The sequence below is a fragment of the Demequina activiva genome (assembly GCF_016862815.1).
GTDB lineage: Bacteria > Actinomycetota > Actinomycetes > Actinomycetales > Demequinaceae > Demequina > Demequina activiva.
In genome coordinates this window covers 216,164-240,761 of sequence record NZ_BONR01000004.1, presented here as the reverse complement: position 1 = coordinate 240,761, position 24,598 = coordinate 216,164, and the positions used below count along the sequence as shown (strand labels likewise).

The 24,598-nt window shown below is 69.2% G+C and carries 23 protein-coding genes; 12 read left to right on the top strand and 11 right to left on the bottom strand.

Annotated elements, in window-relative coordinates; translation table 11 throughout:
* The first annotated feature begins 49 nt into the window (after positions 1-49).
* Entirely contained in the window at positions 50-3,079 is a 3,030-nt protein-coding gene (locus tag Dac01nite_RS10200; protein WP_203656597.1) for an ExeM/NucH family extracellular endonuclease, read from the top strand.
* Positions 3,080-3,114: 35 nt separating this feature from the next.
* Here the strand turns inward: Dac01nite_RS10200 and Dac01nite_RS10195 are convergent, their stop codons facing one another.
* Positions 3,115-3,513: a hypothetical protein gene (locus Dac01nite_RS10195; protein WP_203656595.1), complete on the bottom strand. Its 399-nt coding sequence runs from the start codon at positions 3,511-3,513 to the stop codon at positions 3,115-3,117.
* Between the two features lie 282 nt (positions 3,514-3,795).
* On the opposite strand from Dac01nite_RS10195, the gene Dac01nite_RS10190 reads away from it, so the two are divergent.
* From Dac01nite_RS10190 to mnmA, 4 genes are all read left to right on the top strand, one after another.
* Positions 3,796-4,992 (top strand): cysteine desulfurase family protein, encoded by a 1,197-nt coding sequence (locus tag Dac01nite_RS10190; RefSeq protein WP_203656593.1) that lies wholly within the window; start codon positions 3,796-3,798, stop codon positions 4,990-4,992.
* Between the two features lie 4 nt (positions 4,993-4,996).
* Entirely contained in the window at positions 4,997-5,593 is a 597-nt protein-coding gene (locus Dac01nite_RS10185) for an NAD-dependent epimerase/dehydratase family protein (protein WP_203656591.1), read from the top strand.
* A gap of 60 nt (positions 5,594-5,653) precedes the next feature.
* Complete coding sequence (locus tag Dac01nite_RS10180; protein ID WP_203656589.1) at positions 5,654-6,364, top strand: tyrosine-protein phosphatase; 711 nt, start codon at positions 5,654-5,656, stop codon at positions 6,362-6,364.
* Positions 6,365-6,465: 101 nt separating this feature from the next.
* Complete coding sequence (mnmA, locus tag Dac01nite_RS10175) at positions 6,466-7,551, top strand: tRNA 2-thiouridine(34) synthase MnmA (RefSeq protein WP_203656587.1); 1,086 nt, start codon at positions 6,466-6,468, stop codon at positions 7,549-7,551.
* Positions 7,552-7,573: 22 nt separating this feature from the next.
* Here mnmA and Dac01nite_RS10170 read toward each other — a convergent pair whose 3' ends face one another.
* From Dac01nite_RS10170 to Dac01nite_RS10150, 5 genes are all read right to left on the bottom strand, one after another.
* Positions 7,574-8,500 carry an NADP-dependent oxidoreductase gene (locus Dac01nite_RS10170; RefSeq protein ID WP_203656585.1) on the bottom strand — a complete coding sequence of 309 codons (927 nt, stop codon included), beginning with the start codon at positions 8,498-8,500 and terminating at the stop codon, positions 7,574-7,576.
* A 44-nt stretch (positions 8,501-8,544) separates the two neighbouring features.
* The gene (locus Dac01nite_RS10165; protein ID WP_203656583.1) at positions 8,545-9,015 is read right to left on the bottom strand and encodes an SRPBCC domain-containing protein; all 471 of its coding nucleotides are present in this window, start codon (positions 9,013-9,015) and stop codon (positions 8,545-8,547) included.
* Positions 9,012-9,347 (bottom strand): ArsR/SmtB family transcription factor, encoded by a 336-nt coding sequence (locus Dac01nite_RS10160; RefSeq protein WP_308438292.1) that lies wholly within the window; start codon positions 9,345-9,347, stop codon positions 9,012-9,014. The genes Dac01nite_RS10165 and Dac01nite_RS10160 overlap by 4 nt, the downstream gene beginning before the upstream one ends.
* Positions 9,348-9,565: 218 nt before the next feature.
* On the bottom strand, positions 9,566-10,012 hold the full coding sequence (locus Dac01nite_RS10155) for an Hsp20/alpha crystallin family protein (protein WP_203656574.1): 447 nt from the start codon (positions 10,010-10,012) through the stop codon (positions 9,566-9,568).
* A gap of 240 nt (positions 10,013-10,252) precedes the next feature.
* Complete coding sequence (locus Dac01nite_RS10150; protein ID WP_203656573.1) at positions 10,253-10,957, bottom strand: YoaK family protein; 705 nt, start codon at positions 10,955-10,957, stop codon at positions 10,253-10,255.
* A gap of 61 nt (positions 10,958-11,018) precedes the next feature.
* Between Dac01nite_RS10150 and Dac01nite_RS10145 the strand changes: the two genes are divergently transcribed.
* From Dac01nite_RS10145 to Dac01nite_RS10130, 4 genes are read left to right on the top strand one after another with little or no spacing between them, the layout of a single operon-like run.
* Positions 11,019-12,116 carry an acetamidase/formamidase family protein gene (locus tag Dac01nite_RS10145; protein ID WP_239066613.1) on the top strand — a complete coding sequence of 366 codons (1,098 nt, stop codon included), beginning with the start codon at positions 11,019-11,021 and terminating at the stop codon, positions 12,114-12,116.
* Positions 12,113-13,732 (top strand): AtzH-like domain-containing protein, encoded by a 1,620-nt coding sequence (locus Dac01nite_RS10140; protein ID WP_203656568.1) that lies wholly within the window; start codon positions 12,113-12,115, stop codon positions 13,730-13,732. Before Dac01nite_RS10145 ends, Dac01nite_RS10140 begins: the two co-directional genes overlap by 4 nt.
* A 45-nt stretch (positions 13,733-13,777) precedes the next feature.
* A complete protein-coding gene (locus tag Dac01nite_RS10135) occupies positions 13,778-15,004 on the top strand; it encodes a pyridoxal-phosphate-dependent aminotransferase family protein (protein ID WP_308438291.1) in 1,227 nt (408 codons plus the stop codon).
* Positions 15,001-16,236 (top strand): allantoate amidohydrolase, encoded by a 1,236-nt coding sequence (locus Dac01nite_RS10130; RefSeq protein ID WP_203656566.1) that lies wholly within the window; start codon positions 15,001-15,003, stop codon positions 16,234-16,236. The genes Dac01nite_RS10135 and Dac01nite_RS10130 overlap by 4 nt, the downstream gene beginning before the upstream one ends.
* Before the next feature lie 498 nt (positions 16,237-16,734).
* Here Dac01nite_RS10130 and Dac01nite_RS10125 read toward each other — a convergent pair whose 3' ends face one another.
* Complete coding sequence (locus Dac01nite_RS10125; protein ID WP_203656564.1) at positions 16,735-17,601, bottom strand: DUF3800 domain-containing protein; 867 nt, start codon at positions 17,599-17,601, stop codon at positions 16,735-16,737.
* A gap of 183 nt (positions 17,602-17,784) precedes the next feature.
* On the bottom strand, positions 17,785-18,033 hold the full coding sequence (locus Dac01nite_RS12230; RefSeq protein ID WP_373307245.1) for a 4-fold beta flower protein: 249 nt from the start codon (positions 18,031-18,033) through the stop codon (positions 17,785-17,787).
* Between the two features lie 342 nt (positions 18,034-18,375).
* On the opposite strand from Dac01nite_RS12230, the gene Dac01nite_RS10120 reads away from it, so the two are divergent.
* Positions 18,376-19,215, top strand: a complete 840-nt coding sequence (locus Dac01nite_RS10120) for a hypothetical protein (RefSeq protein WP_203656562.1) — start codon at positions 18,376-18,378, stop codon at positions 19,213-19,215.
* A 369-nt stretch (positions 19,216-19,584) separates the two neighbouring features.
* Here Dac01nite_RS10120 and Dac01nite_RS10115 read toward each other — a convergent pair whose 3' ends face one another.
* Positions 19,585-20,022: a VOC family protein gene (locus Dac01nite_RS10115; RefSeq protein WP_203656560.1), complete on the bottom strand. Its 438-nt coding sequence runs from the start codon at positions 20,020-20,022 to the stop codon at positions 19,585-19,587.
* Positions 20,023-20,088: 66 nt separating this feature from the next.
* Between Dac01nite_RS10115 and Dac01nite_RS10110 the strand changes: the two genes are divergently transcribed.
* Positions 20,089-20,940, top strand: coding sequence for a PhzF family phenazine biosynthesis protein (locus Dac01nite_RS10110; RefSeq protein WP_203656558.1), 852 nt, complete (start codon positions 20,089-20,091; stop codon positions 20,938-20,940).
* Between the two features lie 45 nt (positions 20,941-20,985).
* Positions 20,986-21,945 carry a diacylglycerol/lipid kinase family protein gene (locus Dac01nite_RS10105; protein WP_239066612.1) on the top strand — a complete coding sequence of 320 codons (960 nt, stop codon included), beginning with the start codon at positions 20,986-20,988 and terminating at the stop codon, positions 21,943-21,945.
* 14 nt (positions 21,946-21,959) lie between these two features.
* Here the strand turns inward: Dac01nite_RS10105 and Dac01nite_RS10100 are convergent, their stop codons facing one another.
* Complete coding sequence (locus Dac01nite_RS10100; protein WP_203656554.1) at positions 21,960-22,517, bottom strand: nucleotidyltransferase family protein; 558 nt, start codon at positions 22,515-22,517, stop codon at positions 21,960-21,962.
* Positions 22,518-22,527: 10 nt separating this feature from the next.
* Positions 22,528-24,537, bottom strand: coding sequence for a sensor histidine kinase (locus tag Dac01nite_RS10095; protein ID WP_203656552.1), 2,010 nt, complete (start codon positions 24,535-24,537; stop codon positions 22,528-22,530).
* Positions 24,538-24,598: the final 61 nt, after the last annotated feature.

Here is a 24,598-nt window from a genome sequence, read left to right as displayed (position 1 = left end):
CAGACTTCCCTCTCTACCGTGGGGCATACCGGACAATCAGGGAGATTTCATGCGTCGTCGCGTCACCGCCTCCGCCGTGCTGCTCGCCATGGGGGTGACCGCCGCATCGGCGCTTCCCGCCACGGCCGAGACCCCGGCGGAGCTCTTCATCTCGGAGTACATCGAGGGCTCGAGCTTCAACAAGGCCGTCGAGATCTACAACGGCACCGGCGCGGACGTGGACCTCGCGCCCTATGTGCTGACCCAGTACTCCAACGGCAACACCTCAGCCTCCGTGAACCTCGACCTCGACGGCACCCTCGCCGCAGGCGACGTGTTCGTGGTCGCGCACGGCAGCGCAGACGCCGCCATCACTGCGGAGGCGGACCTCACCACCGGTGCGGGCCTGTTCAACGGGGACGATGCGCTGGTGCTCACCAACGCCGGAGCGGTGGTCGACTCGTTCGGCCAGGTGGGCGTGGACCCCGGAAGCGAGTGGCCCGGAGGCGGCGCGGACGACACGCTGGTGCGCAAGGCGGAGATCTGCGCAGGTGACACCGACCCCAGCGACAGCTTCGACGCGTCCCTCGAGTGGGACGTGCTGCCCACCAACACGTTCACCGAGCTCGGCTCGCACACCGCGACCTGCGATGGCGGTCCCGTCGGGGACGCAGCGCCGAGCGTCGCGTCGATCTCGCCCGCGGATGGCGCGCTCGGCGTGAGCGCCGAGGCCGCCGTCGAGGTGACCTTCTCTGAGCCCGTCGACCTGGCGGCCGGTGCGATCACGCTCGAGTGCACCGAGACGGGCAGCGTGGCTGCCGCCGTCGCCGGTGGTCCCACGACGTACACGCTCACTCCTCCCGCAAGCCTGGCCCTGGGCGAGGACTGCACCGTCACCGTGACCGCATCGGCCGTGACCGACGTGGACGCTGACGACCCGCCGGACTCCATGGAGGCGGACGTCGTCTCGACCTTCTCCGTGTCGCCAGGCGCGATCACCATCGGCGAGGTCCAGGGAACCACGGACGTCTCGCCGTACGCGGGTCAGACCGTGACGGTCGAGGGCGTGGTCGTGGGCGACTATGAGGGCGCGAGCCCGGCCCTGCGCGGCTTCTACCTGCAGTCGCCGGACGGCGCCACCGACGGTGACCCCGCCACCTCTGATGGCATCTTCGTGTTCCACGGCAGCGAGGACACCGTGGCGCTGGGGGACGCCGTCTCCGTGACCGGCGAGGTGTCCGAGTTCAACGGCCAGACTCAGATCGGCTTCCCGGACGACATCACCGCTCTCGAGGGGGAGCTCACCGCCTCGCCTGCGGACGTCGCGCTGCCCTTCCCGGACGCCGGGTTCGCGGAGCGTTTCGAGGGCATGGCGGTCACGTTCGACCAGCAGCTATACGTCACCGAGCTCTACCTCCTGGGACGCTTCGGCGAGGTCACGGTCTCCAGCGGCGAGCGCCTGGACCAGCCCACCGCCGTGGTCGAGCCCGGGGCGGAGGCGAACGCGTTGCAGGCGAGCAACGATCTCAACCGCATCAAGGTCGACGACGCGCTCAACAACCAGAACCCGGACCCCATCATCCTGGGCGGGGGCGGCGAGCCGCTGAGCGCGAGCAACACCCTGCGCGGCGGCGACTCGGTCACCGGCCTCGAAGGCGTGATGACGTACACGTGGGCGGGCAACTCGGCGTCCGGGAACGCGTGGCGCGTGCGGCCAGCATCGCCCGAGGCTGATGCGCCCGAGTTCGTGAGCGAGAACCCGCGTCCGACGTCGGCTCCCGAGGTGGGGGGCGATCTCACGGTCGCGAGCTTCAACGTGCTCAACTACTTCCTGTCCATCGACGGCACCGGTGTCGAGTGCGGCCCCGTGGGCTTCGAGCAGGAGTGCCGCGGCGCGAACACGCCGTTCTACGACGACCTCTATCCGGAGGACATCGAGCTCACGCGCCAGACGGACAAGCTCGTGGCCGCGCTGCTCGAGCTCGACGCGGACGTGATCGGCATCATGGAGATGGAGAACACACCGGGTGTGGAGCCTCTCGCGTACCTCGCCGAGCAGCTCAACGCCGAGGTCGGAGCCGGGACCTGGTCCTACGTCGACACCGGCGTCGTCGGCACCGACGTGATCCGTGTCGGCATGCTCTACGACACCACCGCCGTCGAGGAGATCGGCGACTTCGCGGTGCTCGACTCCACGGTGGACCCGCGCTTCGACGATGGCCGTAACCGTCCATCGGTCGCGCAGACCTTCGGCGAGATCGGCACCGGCGAGACCTTCACCGTCGTCACCAACCACTGGAAGTCCAAGGGCAGTTGTGACGACGCCACGGGTGCGGACGCCGATCAGGGCGATGGGGCCTCGTGCTGGAACGAGACCCGCACCCTCGCGGCGGAGGCGATGGTCGACTGGCTCGACACCTACCCGACGGGTACGCAGGACGACGACGTGATGATCATCGGCGACCTCAACTCGTACGGTCAGGAGGACCCCATCGACGTGCTGCGCGACGCGGGCTACGTGGAGCTCGGCGGCGGTGACTACTCCTACGTGTTCGATGGGCAGTGGGGATCGCTGGACTACGTGTTCGCGTCCGCGACTCTCGCCGAGCAGGTGACGGGAAGCGCCCACTTCCACATCAACGCGGACGAGCCCTCGGTGCTCGACTACAACGTCGACTTCAAGTCGCCCGCGCAGATCGAGTCCCTGTACGCGCCGGACATGTACCGGACCTCGGACCACGACCCCGTGCTCGTGGGCCTGGACCTCTACACGCCGCAGCCGATCTGCGAGATCGACTACACCATCCACGGCCAGTGGCCGCGCGGCTTCATCACGCAGGTGTGGATCACGAACACCTCCGACGAGCCCATCGAGGGCTGGGAGCTCGCGTGGGAGTTCGCGGGCGACGAGCAGATCACCCAGCTGTGGAGCGGCCAGCACCAGCAGGACGGCGCGTCCGTCACGGTCGAGAACATGCCGTGGAACGCGACCATCAAGCCGGGCAAGCGACTGACCTTCGGCTTCCTGGGATCGACGGCGGATGGCGCCCTGCCGGTCGAGGAGTTCACGCTCAACGGCGGTGCCTGCACCGTCGACTAGCGCGCTGAGGCGGTGAGACGCGCGGCGAGGCCGGCCTACAGGAGTGGGTCGGCCTCGCCCGCGTATCCGGGGTTGCCTACGGGCTGTGCTGTCGCATCGGCCGTCTCGTAGCGCTGGTAGAAGGCGACCGACGCCTCGAGCCCCGGCTCCTGGACCATCGCCCAGACGGCGTCGAAGCGGCCCTCCTCGAGAGCGATGGGGCCCGCGAAGCACACCGCGACCCGCGCGGCGCTCGAGCCATGGACGTGACCCCGGGCGTGGACCACGCCCTCGTCGCCGTTCGGGTTCGGGAACGGGGTCAGCGTGCGCTTGCCGGCGCCGTCCTCTTCGACCGCGAAGGGCGTCAGAGCGCCACCGGCCATGGACGCGACCGCGTGGTCGAGTGCGAGGACGGCGAGCGCGTGGAGGCGGTCGGAGCCAGGGATGTCGGCCATCCCGCCACTGTAGATGCGACCTCCCTCCCTCCCAGAATTTGGCACCATTTTCATTGCCCAAGCCCGGAAATGAGGAAGGATCCTCCACCCCGGCGTGACGGGCCGATGCGCGGGTCTCCACACCGCAACCGGGTGCCAGCACGCTCTGGCGACGAGCGCATCGGCCGTGCCCAGGCTGTACCGGTGGAGTCTTCTTCCTCGTGAACGCCCTTGAGAGATGAAAATGGTGCCAAATTCTGGGAGAGGGGGCGGGGGCCTGGGGTGGTGCCTAGACTGTCCGGCATGACCCGCCACTACCTCGATCACGCCGCGACCACCCCCATGCTCGCGAGCGCACGCGAGGCGTACGTCGAGGAGCTCGCGCGAGTGGGGAACCCGTCCGCGCTGCACACGTCTGGCCGCCTCGCGCGCTCCGTCGTCGAGGACGCTCGCGAGCGGATGGCGGCGGCGCTGGGCGCTCACCCCACCGAGCTGATCTGGACGTCGGGCGGCACCGAGGCGGACAACCTGGCCCTCAAGGGCCTGTTCTGGGCCCGTCATACGGCCGATGCTCGACGCACCAGGGTGGTGACCACGGCAATCGAGCATCACGCCGGGCTGGACCCGGCCCACTGGCTCGAGGCCGAGCACGGCGCCCAGGCGGTGGTGCTTCCCGTGGATGCCGAGGGGCTGGTGTCGCTCGCGGCCCTGCGCGAGGAGGTCGCCGCGCACTTCGACCAGATCGCTCTGATCTCGGTCATGTGGGCCAACAACGAGGTGGGCGCGATCCAGCCCCTGCGCGAGATCGTCAACATCGCCACCGAGCACAACATCCCGGTGCACGCCGACGCGGTGCAGGCCGTGGGCCACGTTCCCGTGGACTTCCGCGCCTCGGGGCTGGCCACCATGGCGGTCAGCGCGCACAAGTTCGGCGGTCCCGTGGGCGTGGGCGCGCTGGTCGCTCGCCGTGACCTCGCGATCACTCCGCTCACCCACGGCGGCGGCCAGGAGCGCAAGATCCGCTCCGGCACGCTCAACGCCGCGGGCTTCCACGCGGCCTCCGTGGCCGCGCAGGAGGCGGTGGAGACGCTCGACGCCGAGGCCGAGCGCCTGGGCGCGCTGCAGCGCCAGCTCATCGACCGCATCCGCCACACCATTCCCGATGCGCGACTGTCCGGGCCGGAGCCCGGCCCTGCACGACTGCCCGGCAACGTCCACTTCATCTTCCCGGGCTGCGCGGCGGAGGCGATGATGTTCGTGCTCGACAGCCACGGAGTCGAGGCCTCGAACGGATCGGCGTGCTCGGCGGGCGTGGCGCAGGCCAGCCACGTATTGATCGCGATGGGCCGCTCCGAGCGCGACGCGGCGTCGACCATGCGATTCTCGCTGGGCCACACCACCACCCAGGACGACATCGACGCGCTGGTGGCGGTGCTGCCGGAGGCCGTCGAGCGAGCCCGCAGGGTCGCCGGCACTTTCGACTCACAGGTGTTCGGGTAGCGGCGTGCGCATCCTCCTCGCGGGTGCCACCGGAGTCATCGGCGAGCGCCTGGTGCCTCTGCTCGTCGCGGCGGGTCATGGCGTCGTGGGTCTCACGCGCACGCCGTCCAAGGTCGCGCAGCTCGAGGCGGCAGGCGCCACCGGCGTGGTGGTCGACATCCTCGATGCGGCCGCCGTGCGCGCTGCCGCGGTCGCCGCGGCGCCCGACATCGTGATGCACCAGGTGACGGACCTGCCCGACCGCGCCCTGGCGATGCCGCTCAAGGTGCGTGCGCTGGGCCGCGTGCGGACCGTGGGGACGGACAACCTCGTGGCGGCGGCCGCCGCCACCGACGCTCGGGTGATCGCGCAGTCGATCGCCTTCCCGGTGCCGGCCATCGCGCAGCGCCCCGTGGACCACCTCGAGCGCGCCGTGCAGGGCGCCCGAGGACTGGTGCTGCGCTACGGCCAGTTCTGGGGGGAGGGAACCTGGGCGCGCTCCGCACCGAAGGGCGGCCGGGCTCTGCACGTCGACACCGCCGCTCAGCGCACGGTCGAGGCGCTGGACGAGCCCGGTGGGATTCTCGAGGTCCTCGACTCCGGCGTCACACGAATCGGGTGACGCGTGACGCGCCTGCGGAATGCCTTCGGATGGGGTCGGGTGTTCTGGAAGCATCGCATCATGAGCAGACCCCGGCACGCCCTGGCGAACGTCCGCGATCTCGCTGACGCGGCGCCCGGCCTCGTCGCAGGCATCGCCTACCGCTCCGATGCGCCGGTCGCGGGCGACGGCCCTCCCGAGGGCCTCGACGTCTGGCCGCCTGCGACGGTCGTGGACCTGCGGGCACCAGGTGAGAAGGCAGCGCAGCACCCGCTCGCCGTTCACGCGCGCGTGGTCGACGTCGACATCCTGGCCGCCGCGGACCTCACGGGCGAGGCGGCGCGCAGCACCCTCGGTTCGCTGGACGAGCTCTACAGGCTGATGATCGGGCCCGACACGGCCCCGGGCGTGGTGCGCGTGGTCGAGGAGGTGGCGCAGGACGACGCCCCCGTGCTCTTCCACTGCTCAGCGGGCAAGGACCGCACCGGAGTGTCCGCGGCGCTCATCCTGCGCCTGCTGGGCGTCACGCGCGCCCGCGTGGTCGCGGACTACACGGCCACGGCGGCGCACATGCCGGGTGTGCTGACGCGCATGCTGTCCGGGGCTCCCGCGTCCATCGGCGACACACCGCTGGCCTCCGTGCCCAAGGAGGTGCTCGACGCGCCCGCGCACGCGATCGAGGCCGTGCTCGATGCCTGGGATGAGCATGACGGCGGCGTGGAGGGGTGGTACCTGGCCCATGGCGGAGACGCAGCGACGCTCGCCGCCCTGCGCGCGCGCCTGCTGGCCTGAGCCTCCGCGCGCGGCACCCGGCCACGGCTCCAGCCCTCGCATCGTCCGCTCGTAGGCCGCGTACCATGGATGGGTCCCGGCACCCCATCAGAGAGACCCCTATGCGCGTCCTGGCAGCCCTGTCCGGCGGAGTCGACTCCGCCGTCGCCGCCGCGCGCGCCCTCGAGGCGGGCCACGACGTGGTGGGCGTCCACATGGCACTCAGCCGCAACCGCGACGAGTTCCGCTCGGGGTCCCGCGGCTGCTGCTCGATCGAGGACAGCAACGATGCGCGCCGGGCCGCCGACAAGCTGGGGATCCCGTACTACGTGTGGGACCTCTCCGACGAGTTTCACGACACCGTCGTGAAGGACTTCCTGTCCGAGTACGCCGCGGGCCGCACGCCCAACCCTTGCGTGCGCTGCAACGAGCACATCAAGTTCGACACGCTCCTGGAGCGCGCGCAGGCGCTGGGCTTCGACGCCGTGGCGACGGGGCACTACGCGCGCATCGAGATCCGCGAGGACGGCGTCCGTGAGCTGCACCGTGCGGCAGATCCCCTCAAGGATCAGAGCTATGTGCTGGCCGTGATGGGTGCGGAGAAGCTGGCGCGCTCGATGTTCCCGCTGGGCACGGCGGCCTCGAAGGCCGATGTGCGGGCCGAGGCGGCCGCGCGCGGCCTGGGGGTGTCGAACAAGCCGGACAGCTACGACATCTGCTTCGTCGCGGACGGCGACACCAAGGGATTCCTGCAGCGGTCGCTGGGGGAGAGGCCCGGCGAGATCGTGGACGAGTCGGGCGCGACGGTGGGCAGCCACGACGGTGCCTACGCGTACACCGTGGGCCAGCGGCGCGGGCTGGGCATTGGCCGCCCCGCCGCCGACGGCGCCCCGCGCTACGTCACCGACGTGGATACGCAGCGCAACGTGGTGACGGTGGGGCCGGAGACGCTGCTGTCCGTGTCCACGCTCGTCGGGGAGGAGGGCGTGTGGCTCGCCCCCGACGTCGACGCCTCGACGCCCGTCCGATGCGAGGCGCAGGTCCGCGCGCACGGGCACCCTGCGGCTGGCTCAGTGGTGCGCGAGGGAGACCGCCTCACTGTCGAGCTCGACGAGTCCATGCGCGGCGTCGCCGCCGGCCAGTCGCTGGTGGTCTATGACGGCACGCGGGTGCTCGGTCAGGCGACCATCGCCAAGCGCGACGTCTGAGCAGGGGACCGCTCGAACGCAGTCAGGAGACCGTGACCACGATCTTCCCGCGCACGTGCCCGCCCTCGAGCTCGCGATACGCGTCCGCGGCCTCGGCAAGCGGGTAGGTGCGGGCCACCTCGATGCGCAGGTCGCCAGCATCGATCATGCGAGCGAGCTCGGTGAGGTCCGCGCTATCCGGCCGGACCCAGCCGTAGATGCCATCGAAGTCGGTCGCGGCGCGTGCATCGGCGATCGAGGCCACGACGCCCTCGGGTGCGAGCAGCGCCTCATTGCCTTCCAGCGACTCCCCGCCGGCGAAGTCCACGATGGCGTCGTAGCCGTGGGGCATCATCTCTGCGGCGCGCTCGATCAGGCCGTCGCCGTACTCGATGTGCTCGGCGCCCAGGTCGCACACGTACGTGTGGTTGCGCGCGGACGCGGTGCCCACCACGTGAGCGCCCCATGCCTTCGCGATCTGCACGCCAAAGCTGCCCACGCCGCCGGACGCGCCGTGGATGAGCACCCGCGAGCCCTCGCCCACGCCCGCGCGGCGCAGCATCTGTAGCGCGGTCAGGCCGGCCAGCGGCACGGCGGCTGCGAGCTCGTGGCTCACGGTGCGGGGCTTGTGGGCGGCGGTGCGGGCCGGCACCGCGACCCGCTCGGCGAGGGTGCCGCCGGCGACGATGTCCTTGCGGGCGTAGGCGAACACCTCGTCGCCCTCCTTGAACTCAGGCGTGTCGAGGCCGGGCTTCACCACCACGCCTGAGACGTCCCAGCCGGGGACGGCGGGCAGGTTGATGTCGATGAGGCCCTCGAGGTAGCCCTCGCGGATCTTGTAGTCCACGGGGTTGAGTCCGACGGCGCGCACCTCCACCACCATGGAATCCGGGCCGATGTGCGGCTCGGGAAGGTCGGTCAGCTGGAGGACGTCCGCGCTGCCGAAGGTGGAGTAGGTGATCGCTTTCACAAGGGCGGGAACGTGGGCCGGGGGCGTGCCATTCCCCTCGGGGCCTATGAGGCGGTGAGGAGGGCATCGAGCCGGTCGTGGCTCGCGCTGAAGCCTTCGACCATGCCGCCGTCCTCGATGATGTGGTCTCGAGTCGCCTGGTCGGGGAGCGTGTAGGTGATGGTCGCGACGGTCTGGCCGTCGATCTCCTCGAACGTGGTCTCGATCTCGGGCGAGGGGAGATCCTGCCCCCAGTCGTCTCGCTGCACCATGCGGTGCGGCGGCTCGACCTCGAGGAAGACCCCCTGCATGGTGATCTCGTCCCCGGACGGGCTCGCGTAGCGCCACGTGAAGCGGCCGCCGGCGCGAACGTCCATGTGCGCCTCGACAAGAGCCATGTCGCCGGGCCCCGTCATCCAGTTCACGAGGTGCTCGGGCTCGGTGTGTGCGGCGAACACCAGATCGACGGGTGCGTCGAAGGCGCGCTGGATGCGCAGTTGCGTGTCGCCGATGGGCTCGACGGTGGTGCTGGTCATGGTGTGTCCTTCTCTTGGAGTTCCGCGAGGTAGGTGGCGAGGCGGTCGTGCCGGGTCTCCCACGTGCGCTGCATGGTGGTGGTCCAGTCGGCGACGCGTCCGAGTGCCGCGGGCTCGAGCGCGCGCGGCCGAGTCTGGCCGTCCTGGGTCATGGTGATGAGGCCAGCGTCCTGGAGCACTCGGAGGTGCTTGGAGATGGCAGGTCCCGACATCGTGAACGGCGCGGCGAGCTCTTTGACCGTGGCCGGTCCGTCCGCGAGACGCTGCAGGATCGCCCGCCTGGTGGGGTCCGCCAGCGCTGCGAAGGTCACGCTCAGCTCATCGTCGATCACGAAAGATAACCTAGCGGTTAGATAACCGGATGGCAACCTTTGGGCATGATTGCGTCGGGCCGGCCTCGATCCTGTCGTGGCGGTGAGGTGGCGTCGCGATCGCCGATGGACGTCCACCGGATGAGGTCGCGGCGCTCGGACGGCTCAGGTGGGGCGCACACGCACGGGGCCGGGACCGCCGCGATGGCGGGCCCGGCCCGTGTGTGTGTCTCGGAGCCCTACGACGCCGAGATCTGGATGCGTCGCGGCTTGGCCTCCTCGGCCTTGGGCACCGCGATGGTGAGCAGGCCGTCCTTGTAGGTGGCCTCGATGCCGTCCGCGTTCACGCGGTCCGGCAGTCGCACCGCGCGGTGGAAGCGCCCGAACCGACGCTCGATGCGCTTGAAGCCCTCCGCGTTCGCGTCCGCGTAGAACTCACGCTGACCGGCGATGGTCAGGACGCTGTCCTCGATCGACACGTCGACCTGCTCGGGCGCGATGCCCGGCAGCTCCACGTGGAGCGTGAAGCCGTCCTCGTTCTCCTCGACGTCAAGGGCGGGGCTGAACGCGCCCGCGAGCGACGCCTCGGAGTCGCCGAAGAACTGGCGGACCATCTGGTTGAAGTCGTCCTGCCACAGCGACGAAGCCGTCGCCGGGATCGTGTGACGAGTGACCTCCCGTGCCATGGTGAACCTCCTGAAAGTGTCGTGTCACCGCCGGTGCGGCGGCGTCGGACTCAAAGTTGAGCCGATGAGACTCATGTTAAGAGTTGAGCGGGGTCCGCGCAAGTCTTGTGGGGCGCCGCGGGCGGCCCTGCAACACACGGGCGTGACACGCGGGGCGCAGGGGACGGCAGGGCATGCACACGCGTCACGCGTGCCGCATCAGTCACGGCCGTGTGGTGAGGTGCGGCGAGAGGGCGGGGGTCAGAGGCCGGTCGCGCCGGACAGCTCGCCCGGCACGGGGCGCGAGCGGTGACCCAGGATCACGACCACGACGGTGATGAGCGCGCTCAGCAGCATGCCCGCGCTGATGTGGACCTGCAGCAGCAGCGCGCCTGCACACGCGCCGGCACCGATGAGCAGGATCGCGCCCATGCGACGCTTCCAGAAGTTGAGGCCCTCACCGCCGGCCGCGGAGTCCGCCGCCAGGCCGGTGATGGTCGACGTCACCACCACGGTGGTGACGTCCTTGACAGCGATGTGCCGCGCCACCGCCGCCTGCAGGCCCATCGCGGCACCGAGCGCGGCGGTGATGGACAGCGCGAGGGGATGCGGCGGCTCGTGCTCGAAGAAGGCGACCACGGCAGCGAGCGTCAGCACGATCGCGACGAAGGAGAACAGCGCCGTGGTCTTGTGCGACCAGCCGGCGTCGAAGCTGCGCAGCGTGCGCCCGCCCACGGCCGCACCCACCATGAAGGCGATGAGCGCGATCACGGGGCCCAGCACCGGCAGTCCGTCGACGCCGGTGAGGCCCATGCCGAGGATGACCACGTTGCCCGTCATGTTGCCGGTGAACACGCGGTCCAGTCCCAGGTAGCCCACGGCATCGATGACGCCGGTCGAGAACGTCAGCGCGAGCATGAGGCCCACGTGGGTCTTGGCGACGTCGCGTCGCAGGCGGTCGCCCATGTGTTCCTCCCGGGTAGTCTCGAACAAGACTAGGGCACGCACCAGGCACGGGAGGCGATCGGTGGGGGACTTCGAAGGAGTGCTGCGCCGCGGCGAGGGCGTGCCCGCGGACGCGGTCTACCTGCCCGTCGAAGATGGCACCTTCACGTGGGGACGCCTGCCCTGCCAGGCCAATGCGCCCGTCCTCACGGTCGAGCCCGGGGCGACCGTGGTGGTCGACACGCTCTCGCACGAGGGCCTGCTGCCGGACCAGGGCAGCGACCCGCTCGCGTTCTTCGCGGCGCACGGGGTGGCGGCCGATGCGGTGCTCGAGGAGGCGTCCGAGGTGGCGTCGAGCGGTGCGCGCCATGCCGACGAGGACGGCCCACACGTGGTGACCGGTCCCATCGCCGTGCGCGGCGCGCGCCCCGGAGACCTGCTGGTGGTCGACATCGTGGACCTCACTCCCCGCGTGCCGTACGGAGTGATCTCCAACCGGCATGGCCGCGGCGCCCTCCCGGGTGAGATGCCCGCTGGTCCGGACAACGTCAGCGTGTTCTCGCGCATCGGCCGCGATGCCCAGGGCGCGTGGCGCGGATGGCTGCCCGCGCGCGACGGCGGCCCCGATGCGGTGGGATTCCCGCTCGCGCCGTTCCTGGGGATCATGGGCGTCGCGACGGCGACCCAGGGTCGCGCCCACTCGGTCCCACCCGGACCGCATGGTGGCAACATCGACGTCAAGGAGCTGGTCGCGGGCACGCGACTGTATCTGCCGGTCCAGGTGCCGGACGCGCTGTTCTATGCCGGCGACCCGCACTTCGCTCAGGGTGACGGCGAGGTCGCGCTCACGGCGCTCGAGGCCTCCCTGCGCGCCACCGTGCGCCTCGAGATCGTGCCTGAGCGCGAGGCGCTGCGGGCCTTCGGGGAGATCGCAGGTCCGCTCGGCGAGACGGCCGACCACCTGATTCCCACCGGCATGGATGCGGACCTGGACGAGGCGATGCGTGCGTGCGTGCGCCAGGCCGTGGCGATCCTCAGCGCGCGCTACGGCATGGACGCGCATCTGGCCTACGCGTACCTGAGCGCTGCGACGGACTTCCGCATCTCCCAGGTGGTGGACCTGGTCCAAGGCGTCCACGCGATGATCCGCACATCCGACTTCGAGGCGGTGCCCGAATGACCACGCCCGACCACCCCGAGCGCGACACGGCTCGAGACCTGCAGGGCATCGTCGGTCTGCCCGAGGGCGTTGAGCCTCCGCCGCAGTTGTTCGACGCGATCTGGGCGTACGAGGCGGCGCTGATGGACGACGACGTCGAGCGCTTGGGTGCCTTCTTCGCCCAGGGGCCGGATGCCATGCGCGGGGACGCGACGGGGCTGCTCGTGGGCCGCGACCGCATCGACCGGTTCAGGTCGGGACGCGGGGGAGCGCCCGCCCGCACGGTCACCGAGATCCAGGTGCGGCCCATCACCGAGACGCATGCCTACGTCACCTCCGTCAACCGCCCCGACCGCGGCGGGCGCGGCCTGGTCACCCAGCTGTGGGAGCGCAGCGGATCCGAGGACGCGACGCCGGGCGGCTGGGTGATCCAGGCCGCGCACGTGAGCGCCCCGCCACCCGCGATGGACTCGCGCATCTGGCGCGTGGTGGGCTCGCCGCTGGTCGAGGGTGCCGCCGAGGGCCCGCTCACCGGGGTGTGTCTCGCGGTGAAGGACGTGTTCGCGGTGCCCGGCCAGCGCATCGGCGCCGGGGTGCCCGCGTACCTGGCGGAAGCGACCGTCGAGGCGGCGCCCGCGGCGGCCGTCGCGTCGCTGCTCGACGCCGGCGCGACCGTCGTCGGCATCGCGCAGACCGACCAGTTCGCCTACTCGATCGCCGGGCGCAACGGCGCGTACGGGACCCCGCCCAACGTCGCCGCTCCCGGCGGACTTCCCGGCGGGTCCTCGTCCGGGCCGGCCAGCGCCGTCGCGAGCGGCCAGGCGGACCTGGGGCTGGGCACGGATACTGCCGGCTCCATTCGGGTCCCGGCCTCCTACCAGGGGCTTTGGGGCATCCGTCCCACTCACGGCGCGGTCTCGCTCGCTGGAGCGCTGCCCCTCGCGCCTGCCTACGACACCGCTGGCTGGCTCGCGCGAGACGGTCACGTGCTCCTCGCGGCAGCCCGCGCCAGCCTGGCTGGCGCGGGCCAGCGAGGCGTCGATGGCCGGGTCGCCGCCGTCAACGTGGGCCTGTTCGACGCGGCGGACGAGGGCGTGCGCCACGGTCTGGGCGCCGTGATCGACGCGCTGTCCGATCGCGACGTGTTCGACGCACTCGAGCCCGTCGCGGTGCCGCTGCCCCGGGATCTGTTCGAGATCTTCCGGTACACGCAGTCCGCAGAGGCCGCCCGCTCCTGGCAGGCCTGGATCGATGCGCATCCCGGAGCTCTCGCGCAGGACATCTCCGAGCGCTTCGCATGGGCGGCCGCGGTCACCGAGGAGCAGGAGCGCGCCGCGCTCGCGGCGAAGGCCGCTGCGCGCGAGGCCATCGACGAGGCATTGGGCGACACCATCCTGCTGCTCCCGGCGGCGAGCTCGACCGCTCCGGCGACCGACGCATCGGCCGACCGCCTGCAGGCGGTGCGGGAGGCGACGCTGGGGCTCACGGCGGTGGCGGGCATCACGGGACGGCCCGCGCTGTCCGTGCCGCTGCTGGAGCTGGATGACGGCCCCGTGGGCCTCAGCCTCGTGGGGCCGCGCGGCAGCGACGTGGCGCTGATCGAGACAGCGCTGGCATGGGTCGAGGCCCTGCAGTAGGGCTCACGAAACGCGCAGGTAACCGGCGCGCGGCATGATGGGACGGTGAGCATCCCCGCATCGATCAACCCGCCGCCGCGGCTCCTGATGGGACCTGGGCCCATCACCGCGGATCCGCGCGTGCTGCGCGCCATGTCCGCCCAGCTGGTGGGCCAGTACGACCCGTGGATGACGGACACCATGAATGAGGTCATGGGGCTGTACCGCCAGGTCTACATCACCGACAACCAGCAGACCCTGCTCGTCGACGGCACCTCGCGCGCCGGCATCGAGGCTGCGCTGGTGTCGCTGCTCGAGCCGGGGGACAGGGTGCTGGTGCCCATCTTCGGCCGGTTCGGCCACCTGCTGGCGGAGATCTGCCGCCGGGCCGGTGCGGACGTGCACACCATCGAGACCGAATGGGGACAGGTCTTCACGGAGGAGGCGCTCGAGGCGGCCCTGGTGGATGTGCAGCCCAAGGTGCTCGCGGTGGTGCACGGCGACACGTCGACCACGGTGGCTCAGCCCCTGGAGGGCCTGGGGGAGCTGTGCGAGCGCCACGGCGCGCTGCTGTACGTCGACTGCACGGCGACGCTGGGCGGCAACGAGTTCCGCACGGACGAATGGGGCATCGACGTCGCGACGTCCGGCCTGCAGAAGTGCCTGGGCGGACCGTCCGGCTCCGCGCCGGTGACGTTCTCCCCGCGCGCCGTCGAGGTGATCGAGAGCCGCAAGTCCATCGAGGAGGGCATCCGCGCGGAGGGCGACCCCGTCTCCGCGCATCCCATCCGCAGCAACTATCTGGACATGGCGCAGATCTTCGACTACTGGTCCGAGCGGCGCCTCAACCATCACACCGAGGCCACCACGATGCTCTACGGCTCCCGGGAGTGTGCGCGCATCCTGCTGCAGGAGGGGCTTGCGCAGTCGTGGGCTCGTCACGACCTCCACGGCCGCGCGATGCTCGCCGGCACCACGGCCCTGGGCCTGGAGCCCTTCGGTGCGCTCGCGTATCGGATGACCAACGTGGTGGGCGTGCACATCCCCGATGGCGTGAACGGCGATGAGGTGCGCGCCGCGATGCTGGAGGACTTCGGGATCGAGATCGGCACCAGCTTTGGTCCCCTCCACGGCAAGGTGTGGCGCATCGGCACCATGGGATACAACGCGAGGACGGATGCGGTGCTGCAGACTCTCGCGGCGCTCGAGGCCGTGCTGCGCCGGGCCGGGCACCGCGCCGCCGCAGGCGCCGGGGTGGATGCCGCGTACGACCTCTACGGGACGGCGGTGTGAGCGCTTTCGACGCCGCCGAGGTGCTCGCGCGCTGCAACGTGCTGGCGACGCACACGGCGTCCAACGACGGCATCGAGCGCTCGTACCTGACCCCTGAGCACGCTCGCACCAACTGGACGGTAGGCGAGTGGATGGCCGATGCGGGCCTGGAGGCCTGGCAGGACGCCGCCGGCAACCAGCGGGGCACCTTGGCAGGACCGACGGCCGATGCGCCGGTGCTGCTGCTGGGCTCTCACCTGGACACAGTGCCGGGAGCGGGTAGGTACGACGGCATCCTGGGCACGCTCATGGCGATCGCGGTCGCGGGGCGCTTGCGCGAGCGCGGCGTGTCGCTGCCCTTCGGTCTCGAGGTGATCGGCTTCGCGGACGAGGAGGGCACGCGCTTTGGCCGCACGCTGCTGGGATCCTGCGCGGTGGCCGGGACGTGGCAGGACTCGTGGTGGACCCTGCGAGACGCGCACGGCGTGACCCTGCGGGATGCCTACAGGGCGTTCGGGCTGGACCCGGATGCCGTGGGGGAGGCCTCGCTGGTGGGGCAGCCCATCATCGGGTACCTCGAGGCCCACATCGAGCAGGGCCCGCTGCTGCAGGACGCGGGCAAGCCGTTGGGCGTGGTCGAAGGCATCATGGGCGCGCGACGCTTCGAGTTCGAGATGGTGGGCGAGGCCGGGCACGCAGGCGGCATGCCGTATGGGCGCCGGCGCGATGCTCTGTTGGGCGCCTCCGAGGTGGTGTCCGCCGTCGAGACGCTCGCGCGGGATGCCGGAGCGATCGGCACGGTGGGCAGGCTGCGGGCCTTCCCCGGCGCCATGAATGTGATCCCGGGGCGGGTCGAGTTCTCGCTGGACCTGCGGGCGGAGACGGATGCTCTTCGCGATGACGTGTGGCGCGAGATCGAGGAGGCCGGGCTCAAGGCCGCCGCTGCCCGGAACCTCGCCTTCGAGGTGTCCGAGCTGCACGCCGCGCGCGCGACCCACGTGGCACCCTCGTTGGCTTCCGCCGTGGAGGCGGGGATTCGCTCGACGGGCGACAGCGAGCCGATGCGCCTGCTGTCCAAGGCGGGACACGACGCCATGGCCATCGCGGATCTTTGTGATTACGCGATGCTCTTCATCCGCTGCAAGGACGGCATCTCCCACCACCGCGACGAGGACGTCCGGGCTGACGATGTCGAGGTGGCGCTGAATGCGTTCGAGGCGAGCGTGCTCGAGCTGGCGGCGCGGTACTCCTAGACGCGGCCTTGTCGCTGCAGCGGGTGCACAGCAGTACTCCCTTTGGAGTGAATCGCCAATCCACCCGCACCCCAGAGCGGCCGTGCGCCCAGCCAGCGGCGGGCGCAAGCGCCGCTCGATGGCCGACCGTGCGACCCGCGTGCAGACCTATCGGTGTAGGTGGCCGCGAAACTTTCAGTGAGTGCTTCGATCTGACCCTCTAGCGTCGCGCCTACGCGCCGCCCGTCAACCCGCGACCTCCTTAGGGGGCACAGGACTGTGCTCCGAACCAAGGGAGGGCGCCTGTGGTGCTGGGACGGGTTGACCGACGACCCTGTGACGCTTTAGCCTCCGGGATCGGAACGAAGCCCCCGAGTGACCCGTAGTAGTGGCCGAGTTGTGTTGCTCGATCAAGTGAAGAGTGCGCTTGCGAGCCCAGCCAGGACTCGGGTACCATGTTCTGGCCGGCGTACGCTCGGCCTTCTGGAATCCGGTGGGCCTTGCGATTGCGCCGGTTTCTCATATCCGCGGAGTCCGCGCCTTCTTCGGGTAGTAGGAGAGCCCTCCTCCGATAACCTCGCCAGAGCTCCAGTGGATTGCGAAGCACGGGAGTATCTGCTTCCAGAGGAAGCAGAGTTCGTCAGGTGCAGACCCACGCTTCATCGTCTCCGTCGCTGTGTACGCAACGATATCTGCGAGTTGAATGATTTCCCGGTCCCAAGAGCTCAGGTCGGTGTCCACCCACAGTGGCTTGTCCAGCACAAGGTCAAAGTTGGGCCTGACATAGAGGTGTTGGGAGAGGTCGTCGCGGACTCGATTCATCTCGCCTGATCGAAAGAAGCGCTCGTGGTCCGCCTGCTGATCCGCGACGATGATGGCGGAGTCGCCAGCGTAGAGTCGCTCAAGGCCAAGCGCGATTCGCTGATGAATGTATGCATACGCGACACCCAGCGGACTGCGCTGATGGTCTTGCCCCTGCTTCAGAATCTCCACCTTGTCGACGGTTACAGCGAATATGAGCGGCCGATACTTCGAGAAGATCAACCCGAGATCGTGAACAAGCGCGGACACCTTCTCCGGCGAGTCAAGCCGGCCGAAAGCAGCGGGTTTGCTGAGAATCTTGCCGTTTGCCACACTCCGGCTCGCTCGGTAGAGATAGCGTCCCTTGATCTCACTGTCGCCCCAAGCTAGATCGAGAACGTCCTCGCCGAAGTGCTTTGCCTTGACCTCTACGAGCTCGTTAGCAAGCGTGGAGCGAGATGAATCTCTGATCCCAACCGTCGCAAATACGAAGTACGGGCTCACTCCGCTCTTCAGCGCCCCGGGCGACTCAGGCGCGGTGGCCATCGAGTGATCGCCACATTCATCCGCATAGAAGACGATCACGCGTAGACCCTTTCTCCATAGCAAGGCTTTTCCTGTCACGGAGCCTACTAGTGGAGCCAACAGGCGCGGGGCATTCACGACTGCAATTTGGCACAGGGCCATTGGGACGGACTTCGGGCGGACGCCCGCCGCCAGCCACTAGCCGGCGAGAGACTCGGCGAGCATCACACCATGGATTGTCTGTCACCACGCGCCCGACACGTAGGCATCGAAGTTGAGCGCCGACCAGGACGTCGACCTCGCGGGGCGTGCGATGCGGGCGCACCGTACGGGGCGTGCCGGGCGAGCAGCACGCGCAGGACGCGCTGGCTTCGGGGGCTCACCGCTCGCGCCGGCAAGGAACCCGACCACAGCGCCGCGTGCATCGCGGAAGCTCCCGCTCACGAAGTGACCTACATGCTGTCCCCTTAGCGAGTATGACGCAGTCGCCAAAAAGCTACGCGTTCACTTTGCCGGCGAGGTCACGGCACGTTTCTCCGTCGTCGTCCAACCAAGCGACAACTCTCCCCTGAGGGCCGTAAATCGGTTCTGTAGTGGCGCGCTAGACCGCCGGTCTGACACGCGCGCGGGGGCGAACTGGCAAGGCCCCTGTTTGCAAGCGCTGACGGGGTGGATCGACAACTCGCGGGCTTGACGGCGCTCCACGATCCGCGAGCAGCTCCCAGCGGTCCCGATCGGTGCGACGTGTGTTTGCGAGTTGAGCGCGCCTCAGAAATCCCAAGGTGTGATCCTGTGAAGAGTGAAGCGGAGATGTCGCCGCGCTAGTCTCGGCGCATGGGAGTAATCCACTATCCGGGGTTTCGCGATGTACGTGAGACACGAATAAGGATCAACGACACAGTGATGGGGCTCTTGGTGGGCGCCCACATCTCTTCGAAACTGCTTGAACTTACCGATGGATCCTCGCACACTCTGGGCGAGCTCTTCCCAGAGATCAAGCACGTCAGGCGATTCAACATGACACCCCAGGAGGCCAAGCGGATCCTCTCCAATAGCGATGAGCTACTAGCCCAACTGGCCGTTCCGGGAGTTCTTGCGGTGCACGAAGACATGATGCGCCAATCCGTTGACTCGCTCAAAGCGGTGGCGCCCAAACGCAAACACCCGAAGGGAAACTTCAACGCAAAATCAATGCACGATCATTTCGACTCGCTTGCAGGCGGCTACCTGGCGATGGACTCGAAACAGGTATTCAACTATGTGCGCAACTCACGCAACAAACACATCCACCAAGGCGGATTTGCTGACCGTGAGTTCGAGGACGATTGCGCGTTGATCACGGAGGACTCAAAGAGACTCTGGCTCAAGCTTACTAGCACAAAGATCCGCACATACGCCATCGGTGACAGGGTGGAACTCGGCTTCAGCCATTTGATTGCGGCCCTAGCCGTTTCGAAACGCCTTTCCGAACAAGTGAACGACGGACTCAGGCACACGCTGCCGCGAGATGAGTGGCTACGGATTATTGAGGCCGACTGGTTCGACGGACCCCATGCGCCCAAGGGCGCGAACGAGGCTCAGAGACAGCGAAAGCTTCGCGGCTTTGTGTCGATGTACTACGCCCCGCTCGAGGTAACCGCTGAAGAGATCGCCGAGATCGTGTCGTCTCGTTAGTCCCAACAGAAAAAGGGCGAGGGGCCCGCCTTGCGGCTGGCCCCTCGCTTAGGAAACACGGCGCTCTAGCACTGAGCTACGGTCCTCCAACCGCCAGGAATTGAACCTGGGTCTCCCGTTTCTGTGAGCATTCCGGTCGCGAACCGGGGGTGGTCTTGCCAGATGCCCTCACTTGCGTGTGCCACAAATGTATCACCGTCGCGGGGTGCGCTCAACAGAGTGCCTGCACCATCCGCGGCTGATCGGCAGTCGTTCAGCCACGCTTCAGAATCGTCGACACCGGCGGCGCTGTCGTAGCAGTCACCAGGGACGGCTTGACGAGTTATTCCATTGGGAGCCTCGGTTCACTCTCGCGCGGCAGCGGCGCAGTCAGCGCTTCCGAAGGTCTTGCGCAAGCATCACGATGATCCCGCTGGGCCCGCGCACATAGGTGAGCTTGTAGAGCTCCTCGTAGGTCGCGACTCCGCGCAGCGGGTGGCACCCATGCCGGGCGGCGATCGCGAGCGACGCGTCGATGTCGTCTACCGAGAACGCCACGCGGTGCATGCCGATCTCGTTCGGCTGCGTGGGCTCGGTCTCGATCGCGTCAGGGTGGATGTACTCGAAGAGTTCGATCTGGCCGTGGCCGTCCGGGGTCTGGAGCATCGCGATCGTGGCGTGATTGCCGTCCAGGCCCACGGCGGTCGAGGCCCACTCGCCGCTGACCTCGTCCTGGCCCACGAGGGTGAGCCCTAGGTCCGTGAAGAAGTTGACCGCGGCATCAAGATCCCGCACGGCGATTCCCACGTTCTCCAACCGAATACCCATGCTTCGCATCGTACGGGTGCCACTGCTGCCTGCTCTGGACCCGGGTCCGCGCACTAGCGTCGAGGCATGACCGCACTTCAGTTTCGCCAGGTCGACGTGTTCGGCGCGGACCCCTACACCGGCAACCCCGTCGCGGTCGTCCTCGGCGCGGATGGCCTCTCCACTGAGCAGATGGCGCGCATCTCCGCGTGGACCAACCTCTCCGAGTGCACCTTCGTGCTCGAGCCCACCGAGCCGGATGCGGACTACCGCGTCCGCATCTTCTCCCTCACCAACGAGCTGCCGTTCGCCGGCCACCCCACGCTGGGCACGGCCCGCGCATGGCTCGACGCCGGAGGCCAGCCGCACAGCGAGGGGGTGGTGATTCAGGAGTGCGGCGCGGGCCTTGTGCCTATTCGGGTCAGTGGGGAGCAGCTCGCGTTCGCGGCCCCGCCGCGGATCCGCTCCGGCGCAGTCTCCTCAGAGGATCTCGAGAAGGCCTGCCGTCTGCTGCGCATCGCTCCAGCGGAGGTGCTCGACGCGGCGTGGGCGGACAACGGTCCAGGCTGGGTGGGGCTGCTGCTGAAGGACGCCGATGCGGTGCTCGCCCTGGACCCGGATCTCTCGCCTCAGCCAGGGCTCGTCATGGTGGGCGTCGCAGGCCTTCACGCCGACGCCGATCCGGGCGTCGCCGACGTCGAGGTCCGCACCTTCTTCAACGACACCGACGGACCGCTGCGGGAGGACCCCATCACGGGCAGCTTCAACGCCTCGCTCGCGCAGTGGCTCACTGAATCGGGGCGCCTTGCCGCGCCATACGTCGCGAGGCAGGGCACGATGCTCGATCGGCAGGGCCGCGTGACCGTCTCGGGGAGCGACGGCGAGCTGTGGATCGGCGGCCTCACCCACGTGGCGGTGACCGGCACGATCGACGCGTGACGCGCTCGAGCACCCTCCGGGCGCATGCGCGCCTATCCTGAGCAGGTGAACACACCCCGGCACATCGGCATCGTCCTCAATCCGTCCAAGACCAGCAGGGACGACATCGAGGAGCCGCTCACCGCGCTGCTCGAGGAGCGCCCCCAGATCGAGGTCTCGTGGTTCGAGACCTCCGTCGAGGATCCCGGTCACGGAATGACGCAGGATGCCCTCGAAGCCGGGTGCGACCTGGTGATCTCCGCGGGAGGCGACGGGACCGTGCGCGCCGTCGCGGAGTGCCTGGCCGATGCGGACACCGACACCCAGCTGGGGATCATCCCCCTGGGCACCGGCAACCTGCTGGCCCGCAACCTCGGCATCCCGTTGGGCAGCATCGACAAGGCGCTCACCGCCGCCATCGAGAATGCGCCCCGCACCATCGACCTGGCATGGACGCAGGCCGACTGCGGCGACGGTCCCAGCCGGCTCGCCTTCACCGTCATGGCCGGCGTGGGCGTGGACGCGAACATGATCACGGAGACGGACGAGGACCTCAAGGACAAGGTGGGCTGGCTCGCCTACGTCGAGTCCCTGGGACGTGCGGTCTCCGCGAGCGACGTGATCTCCATGACCCTCGAGGTCGACGGCGAGGAGGCCACCAACGAGGACGCGCACACCCTCATCGTGGGCAACTGCGGGATCCTCACCGGAGGCGTCACGCTGCTGCCTGACGCGGACCCGGCGGACGGCGAGCTCGACCTGCTGGTGCTGAGCGCGGACGGCGTCGCCGGATGGCTCGACACCATGCGCTCCATGATGTGGGACAACGGGCTCAAGCGTCTGGTGGGAGCCACCGATGGCGCCGAGAGCAGCGAGTCCGTCGCGCACCGGCGCGTCACGTCGGTCAGCGTCGACTTCGGCAAGCCCCGCATGCTCGAGCTCGACGGCGAGGACGTGGGGGAGACCTCGCGGGTCGAGTTCAGCATCCAGCCCAGCGCCCTGCAGGTCCGCGCGCCCCAGGACTGACGGCGCGAGGCGCGTCAGTCGTCCTGATCCGCCCCGCCGCCCAGGTCCGAGCAGTCGACCTCGAGCGTGAGGTGCTGGCGCAAGTATTCGCGCGCCCCCTGGTCGCCGCTCACGGATTCAGCCAGTTCGCCCCAGTGGTCACGACCGATGAGCACGGGATGGCCTGGCTCGCCGTCGTAGTGCGCGCGAGCGAGAGCCTCGCGGCCGTCTTCCGCGCTCGCAGCGATCACCCTCTTCCCGGCCTCCGCGGTCTGACCGGGAAGGTCCACGAGGGTCAGCAGCACCGCATCGGCGCTTGACGTCGCAGCGGCGCCCAACCCCACCTTGAGCGATGCGGACTGCCCTCGGTGCCAGTCCGTGGCGACCACGGCGATCGCGCCGCGGGGCAGCAGCTGCGCCGCCGCCTCGGCCTGTGCGCCCAGCACCACGATCACCTCGCGGCACCCCGCGTCGTGCAGCGCACGGCAGGCGATCACCAGCCACGGCTCGTCATCGGGAGCGCGACGCAGCGCCTTGGGACCCCCGGCGCGGGCACCTTCTCCGGCGGCCAGCACCACTCCCGTCACATCCATGACCGCCACCCTAGGTGGTGAACTCGGGAGCGGTGGTCCGCGGGAGCTCGACCACCGCCGTGGTGCCGGAGACGCCGTCCGACTCGAGGGTGACGGAGAATCCGTTGCGGTCCGCCAACTCTTTGACCATCGACAGCCCCAGACCCACGCCTGCCACTTGGTTCGCCTTCGCGTACTCGCCACGCTCGAACCGTCCGAACACCCTGGAGAGCTGATCGGGCGGGATTCCCGGGCCGGTGTCGATGATCCTCAGCACCACAGGATCCGCGTTCACGTCGATCTCCACCGTGACGGAGCCGCCGCTGGGAGTGAACTTGACGGCGTTGCTCAGCAGGTTGATGACGATGCGCTCCAGGTCCGCGCGCACGCCCATGACGAACACCGCCGGGGTGTCGCTCAGGCGGAGATCGACGCCGTGATCGCGCGCGGTACGGTGCAGGTCCGTCACCGCATCCGCCGCGACCGCACCCAGGTTGCATGCCGTCGAGCGCGCCTTGGACTGAGCGGTCAGGGCAAGGATGTCCTCGACCAGCACGCGCAAGCGCACCGCGTTGCGTTCGATGATCTCGAGATGCTCGCGGCTCTCAGGATCAGGATCGGAGTCGTCCAGCAGCACCTCGACGAACCCGAGAATGCTGGTGATCGGGGTGCGCAACTCGTGGCTGACCGCGGCGACGAACTCCTCCCGCTGACGGTCGGCGGCCCTGAGCGCGATCGCCGTCTCCCGCTCGTCACGCAGCGCCTTGCGCACGGCCCTCTCCGCGCTTCGCCTCACCGTCACATCGTCCACATGGACCGTGATCAGCGTGCTGTCCGCCTCGTCGTCGATGCGCGCGACTGTGAGCGCGAGCACGCGGTCGCCCACCCGCGCCTCAAAGGGATGGGCCTCATGCGTGCCGGCCTTCGCGGCGGCGCGCACGGCGACCAGGACCGCCTGGGTCGCCTCCTCCTCGCGGGTGAGGGGCCCATTGCGACCGGACGGATCCTCGAGCGGCCCGCGCAAGGCGATGCCCAGCGACGCCTGCGCACGTCCGTTGCTCTGCAGCGCGACAACCTCTCCGTCCTGCGACTCCTGGAGCATGAGCATGCCGATGGGCGCACCTGTGATGCCGCGCTGGAGCAGCTCCTCACGACGCCTCACGCGCTCCGAGCTGATGAGCTGCTCGACTCGCGCGGCAGACACGTAGATCGCAAAGATGACGAAGGTGAGCAGATAGCCCTGCACCACCACCCGACGCTCGAGCTCACCCCATTGGTCCAGCGCGAACGGGCCACCGCCGAACATGGTGAGTGTGGTGACGGCCGTGGCCATCAACACCAGCTCCACCGCGAGCGCGCGCGTCGACAGCACGAACGCGCCCCACATCAGGACGGGAAAGATCAGAAAGGTGATGGGCAGCTGGTTCGCTGGCGCGAACACCACGAGCACCGCGAAGCCCAGCACCACTGGTTGGAGCCACCGATACGACGACCCGTGCGAACGGATATCCGGGCGCCAGGCCAAGGCGATGGGGAGGATGCTGAGCAGTGCGGAGACGTGGCTGGCGAACACCGACATCGCCGTTCCGAGGAACTCGTCCCCGGCGAACACCGTGACGGCGGTGGCCGCCGTCACGCCCGCCACCGCAGCGCCGCCAGCCGCGGCGAGCAGCAGCGTCGACACGTCGCGCACCGCCAGAAGTCGCGGCGGCGGGCCCGAGCGCGTCAGCAGCCACACCACGGTGAGAGCCTCGAGCGCGTTGACGAAACCGAAGGCGATCGAGAGGTCCCACGCGCGGCCGGCGACCACGTTGGACAGACACGTGAACAGCACGATTCCCGCAGCGCCAGGCAGCCGCCATGACCGCGGGATCAGCATCAGGGTGATCGCCGCGGCCCCTGCCGCTGGCCACCATGCGGACGTGCTCTCGCCGCGAGCAGCGAGCTCGACGGCGCCCACACCGAGCAGGAAGGTCACCGACACCATGACGAGGTAGCGCTCGATCAGCCATCGTCGCCCCTGCCGAGTCACCGCGGCCATGCGTCCTGCCTCCCGTGTTGCGTCGGCCTTCAGTTTAGGCTTGACCACGTCGCAACTTGCG

Bases quoted from the DNA above. Each gene is read 5' to 3' on its own strand.
- Dac01nite_RS10200 (WP_203656597.1), top strand. From the start codon at position 50: ATGCGTCGTCGCGTCACCGCCTCCGCCGTGCTGCTCGCCATGGGGGTG.
- Dac01nite_RS10195 (WP_203656595.1), bottom strand. From the start codon at position 3,513: ATGGCCGACATCCCTGGCTCCGACCGCCTCCACGCGCTCGCCGTCCTC.
- Dac01nite_RS10190 (WP_203656593.1), top strand. From the start codon at position 3,796: ATGACCCGCCACTACCTCGATCACGCCGCGACCACCCCCATGCTCGCG.
- Dac01nite_RS10180 (WP_203656589.1), top strand. From the start codon at position 5,654: ATGAGCAGACCCCGGCACGCCCTGGCGAACGTCCGCGATCTCGCTGAC.
- mnmA (WP_203656587.1), top strand. From the start codon at position 6,466: ATGCGCGTCCTGGCAGCCCTGTCCGGCGGAGTCGACTCCGCCGTCGCC.
- Dac01nite_RS10165 (WP_203656583.1), bottom strand. From the start codon at position 9,015: ATGACCAGCACCACCGTCGAGCCCATCGGCGACACGCAACTGCGCATC.
- Dac01nite_RS10155 (WP_203656574.1), bottom strand. From the start codon at position 10,012: ATGGCACGGGAGGTCACTCGTCACACGATCCCGGCGACGGCTTCGTCG.
- Dac01nite_RS10150 (WP_203656573.1), bottom strand. From the start codon at position 10,957: ATGGGCGACCGCCTGCGACGCGACGTCGCCAAGACCCACGTGGGCCTC.
- Dac01nite_RS10140 (WP_203656568.1), top strand. From the start codon at position 12,113: ATGACCACGCCCGACCACCCCGAGCGCGACACGGCTCGAGACCTGCAG.
- Dac01nite_RS10120 (WP_203656562.1), top strand. From the start codon at position 18,376: ATGGGAGTAATCCACTATCCGGGGTTTCGCGATGTACGTGAGACACGA.
- Dac01nite_RS10115 (WP_203656560.1), bottom strand. From the start codon at position 20,022: ATGGGTATTCGGTTGGAGAACGTGGGAATCGCCGTGCGGGATCTTGAT.
- Dac01nite_RS10110 (WP_203656558.1), top strand. From the start codon at position 20,089: ATGACCGCACTTCAGTTTCGCCAGGTCGACGTGTTCGGCGCGGACCCC.
- Dac01nite_RS10100 (WP_203656554.1), bottom strand. From the start codon at position 22,517: ATGGATGTGACGGGAGTGGTGCTGGCCGCCGGAGAAGGTGCCCGCGCC.
- Dac01nite_RS10095 (WP_203656552.1), bottom strand. From the start codon at position 24,537: ATGGCCGCGGTGACTCGGCAGGGGCGACGATGGCTGATCGAGCGCTAC.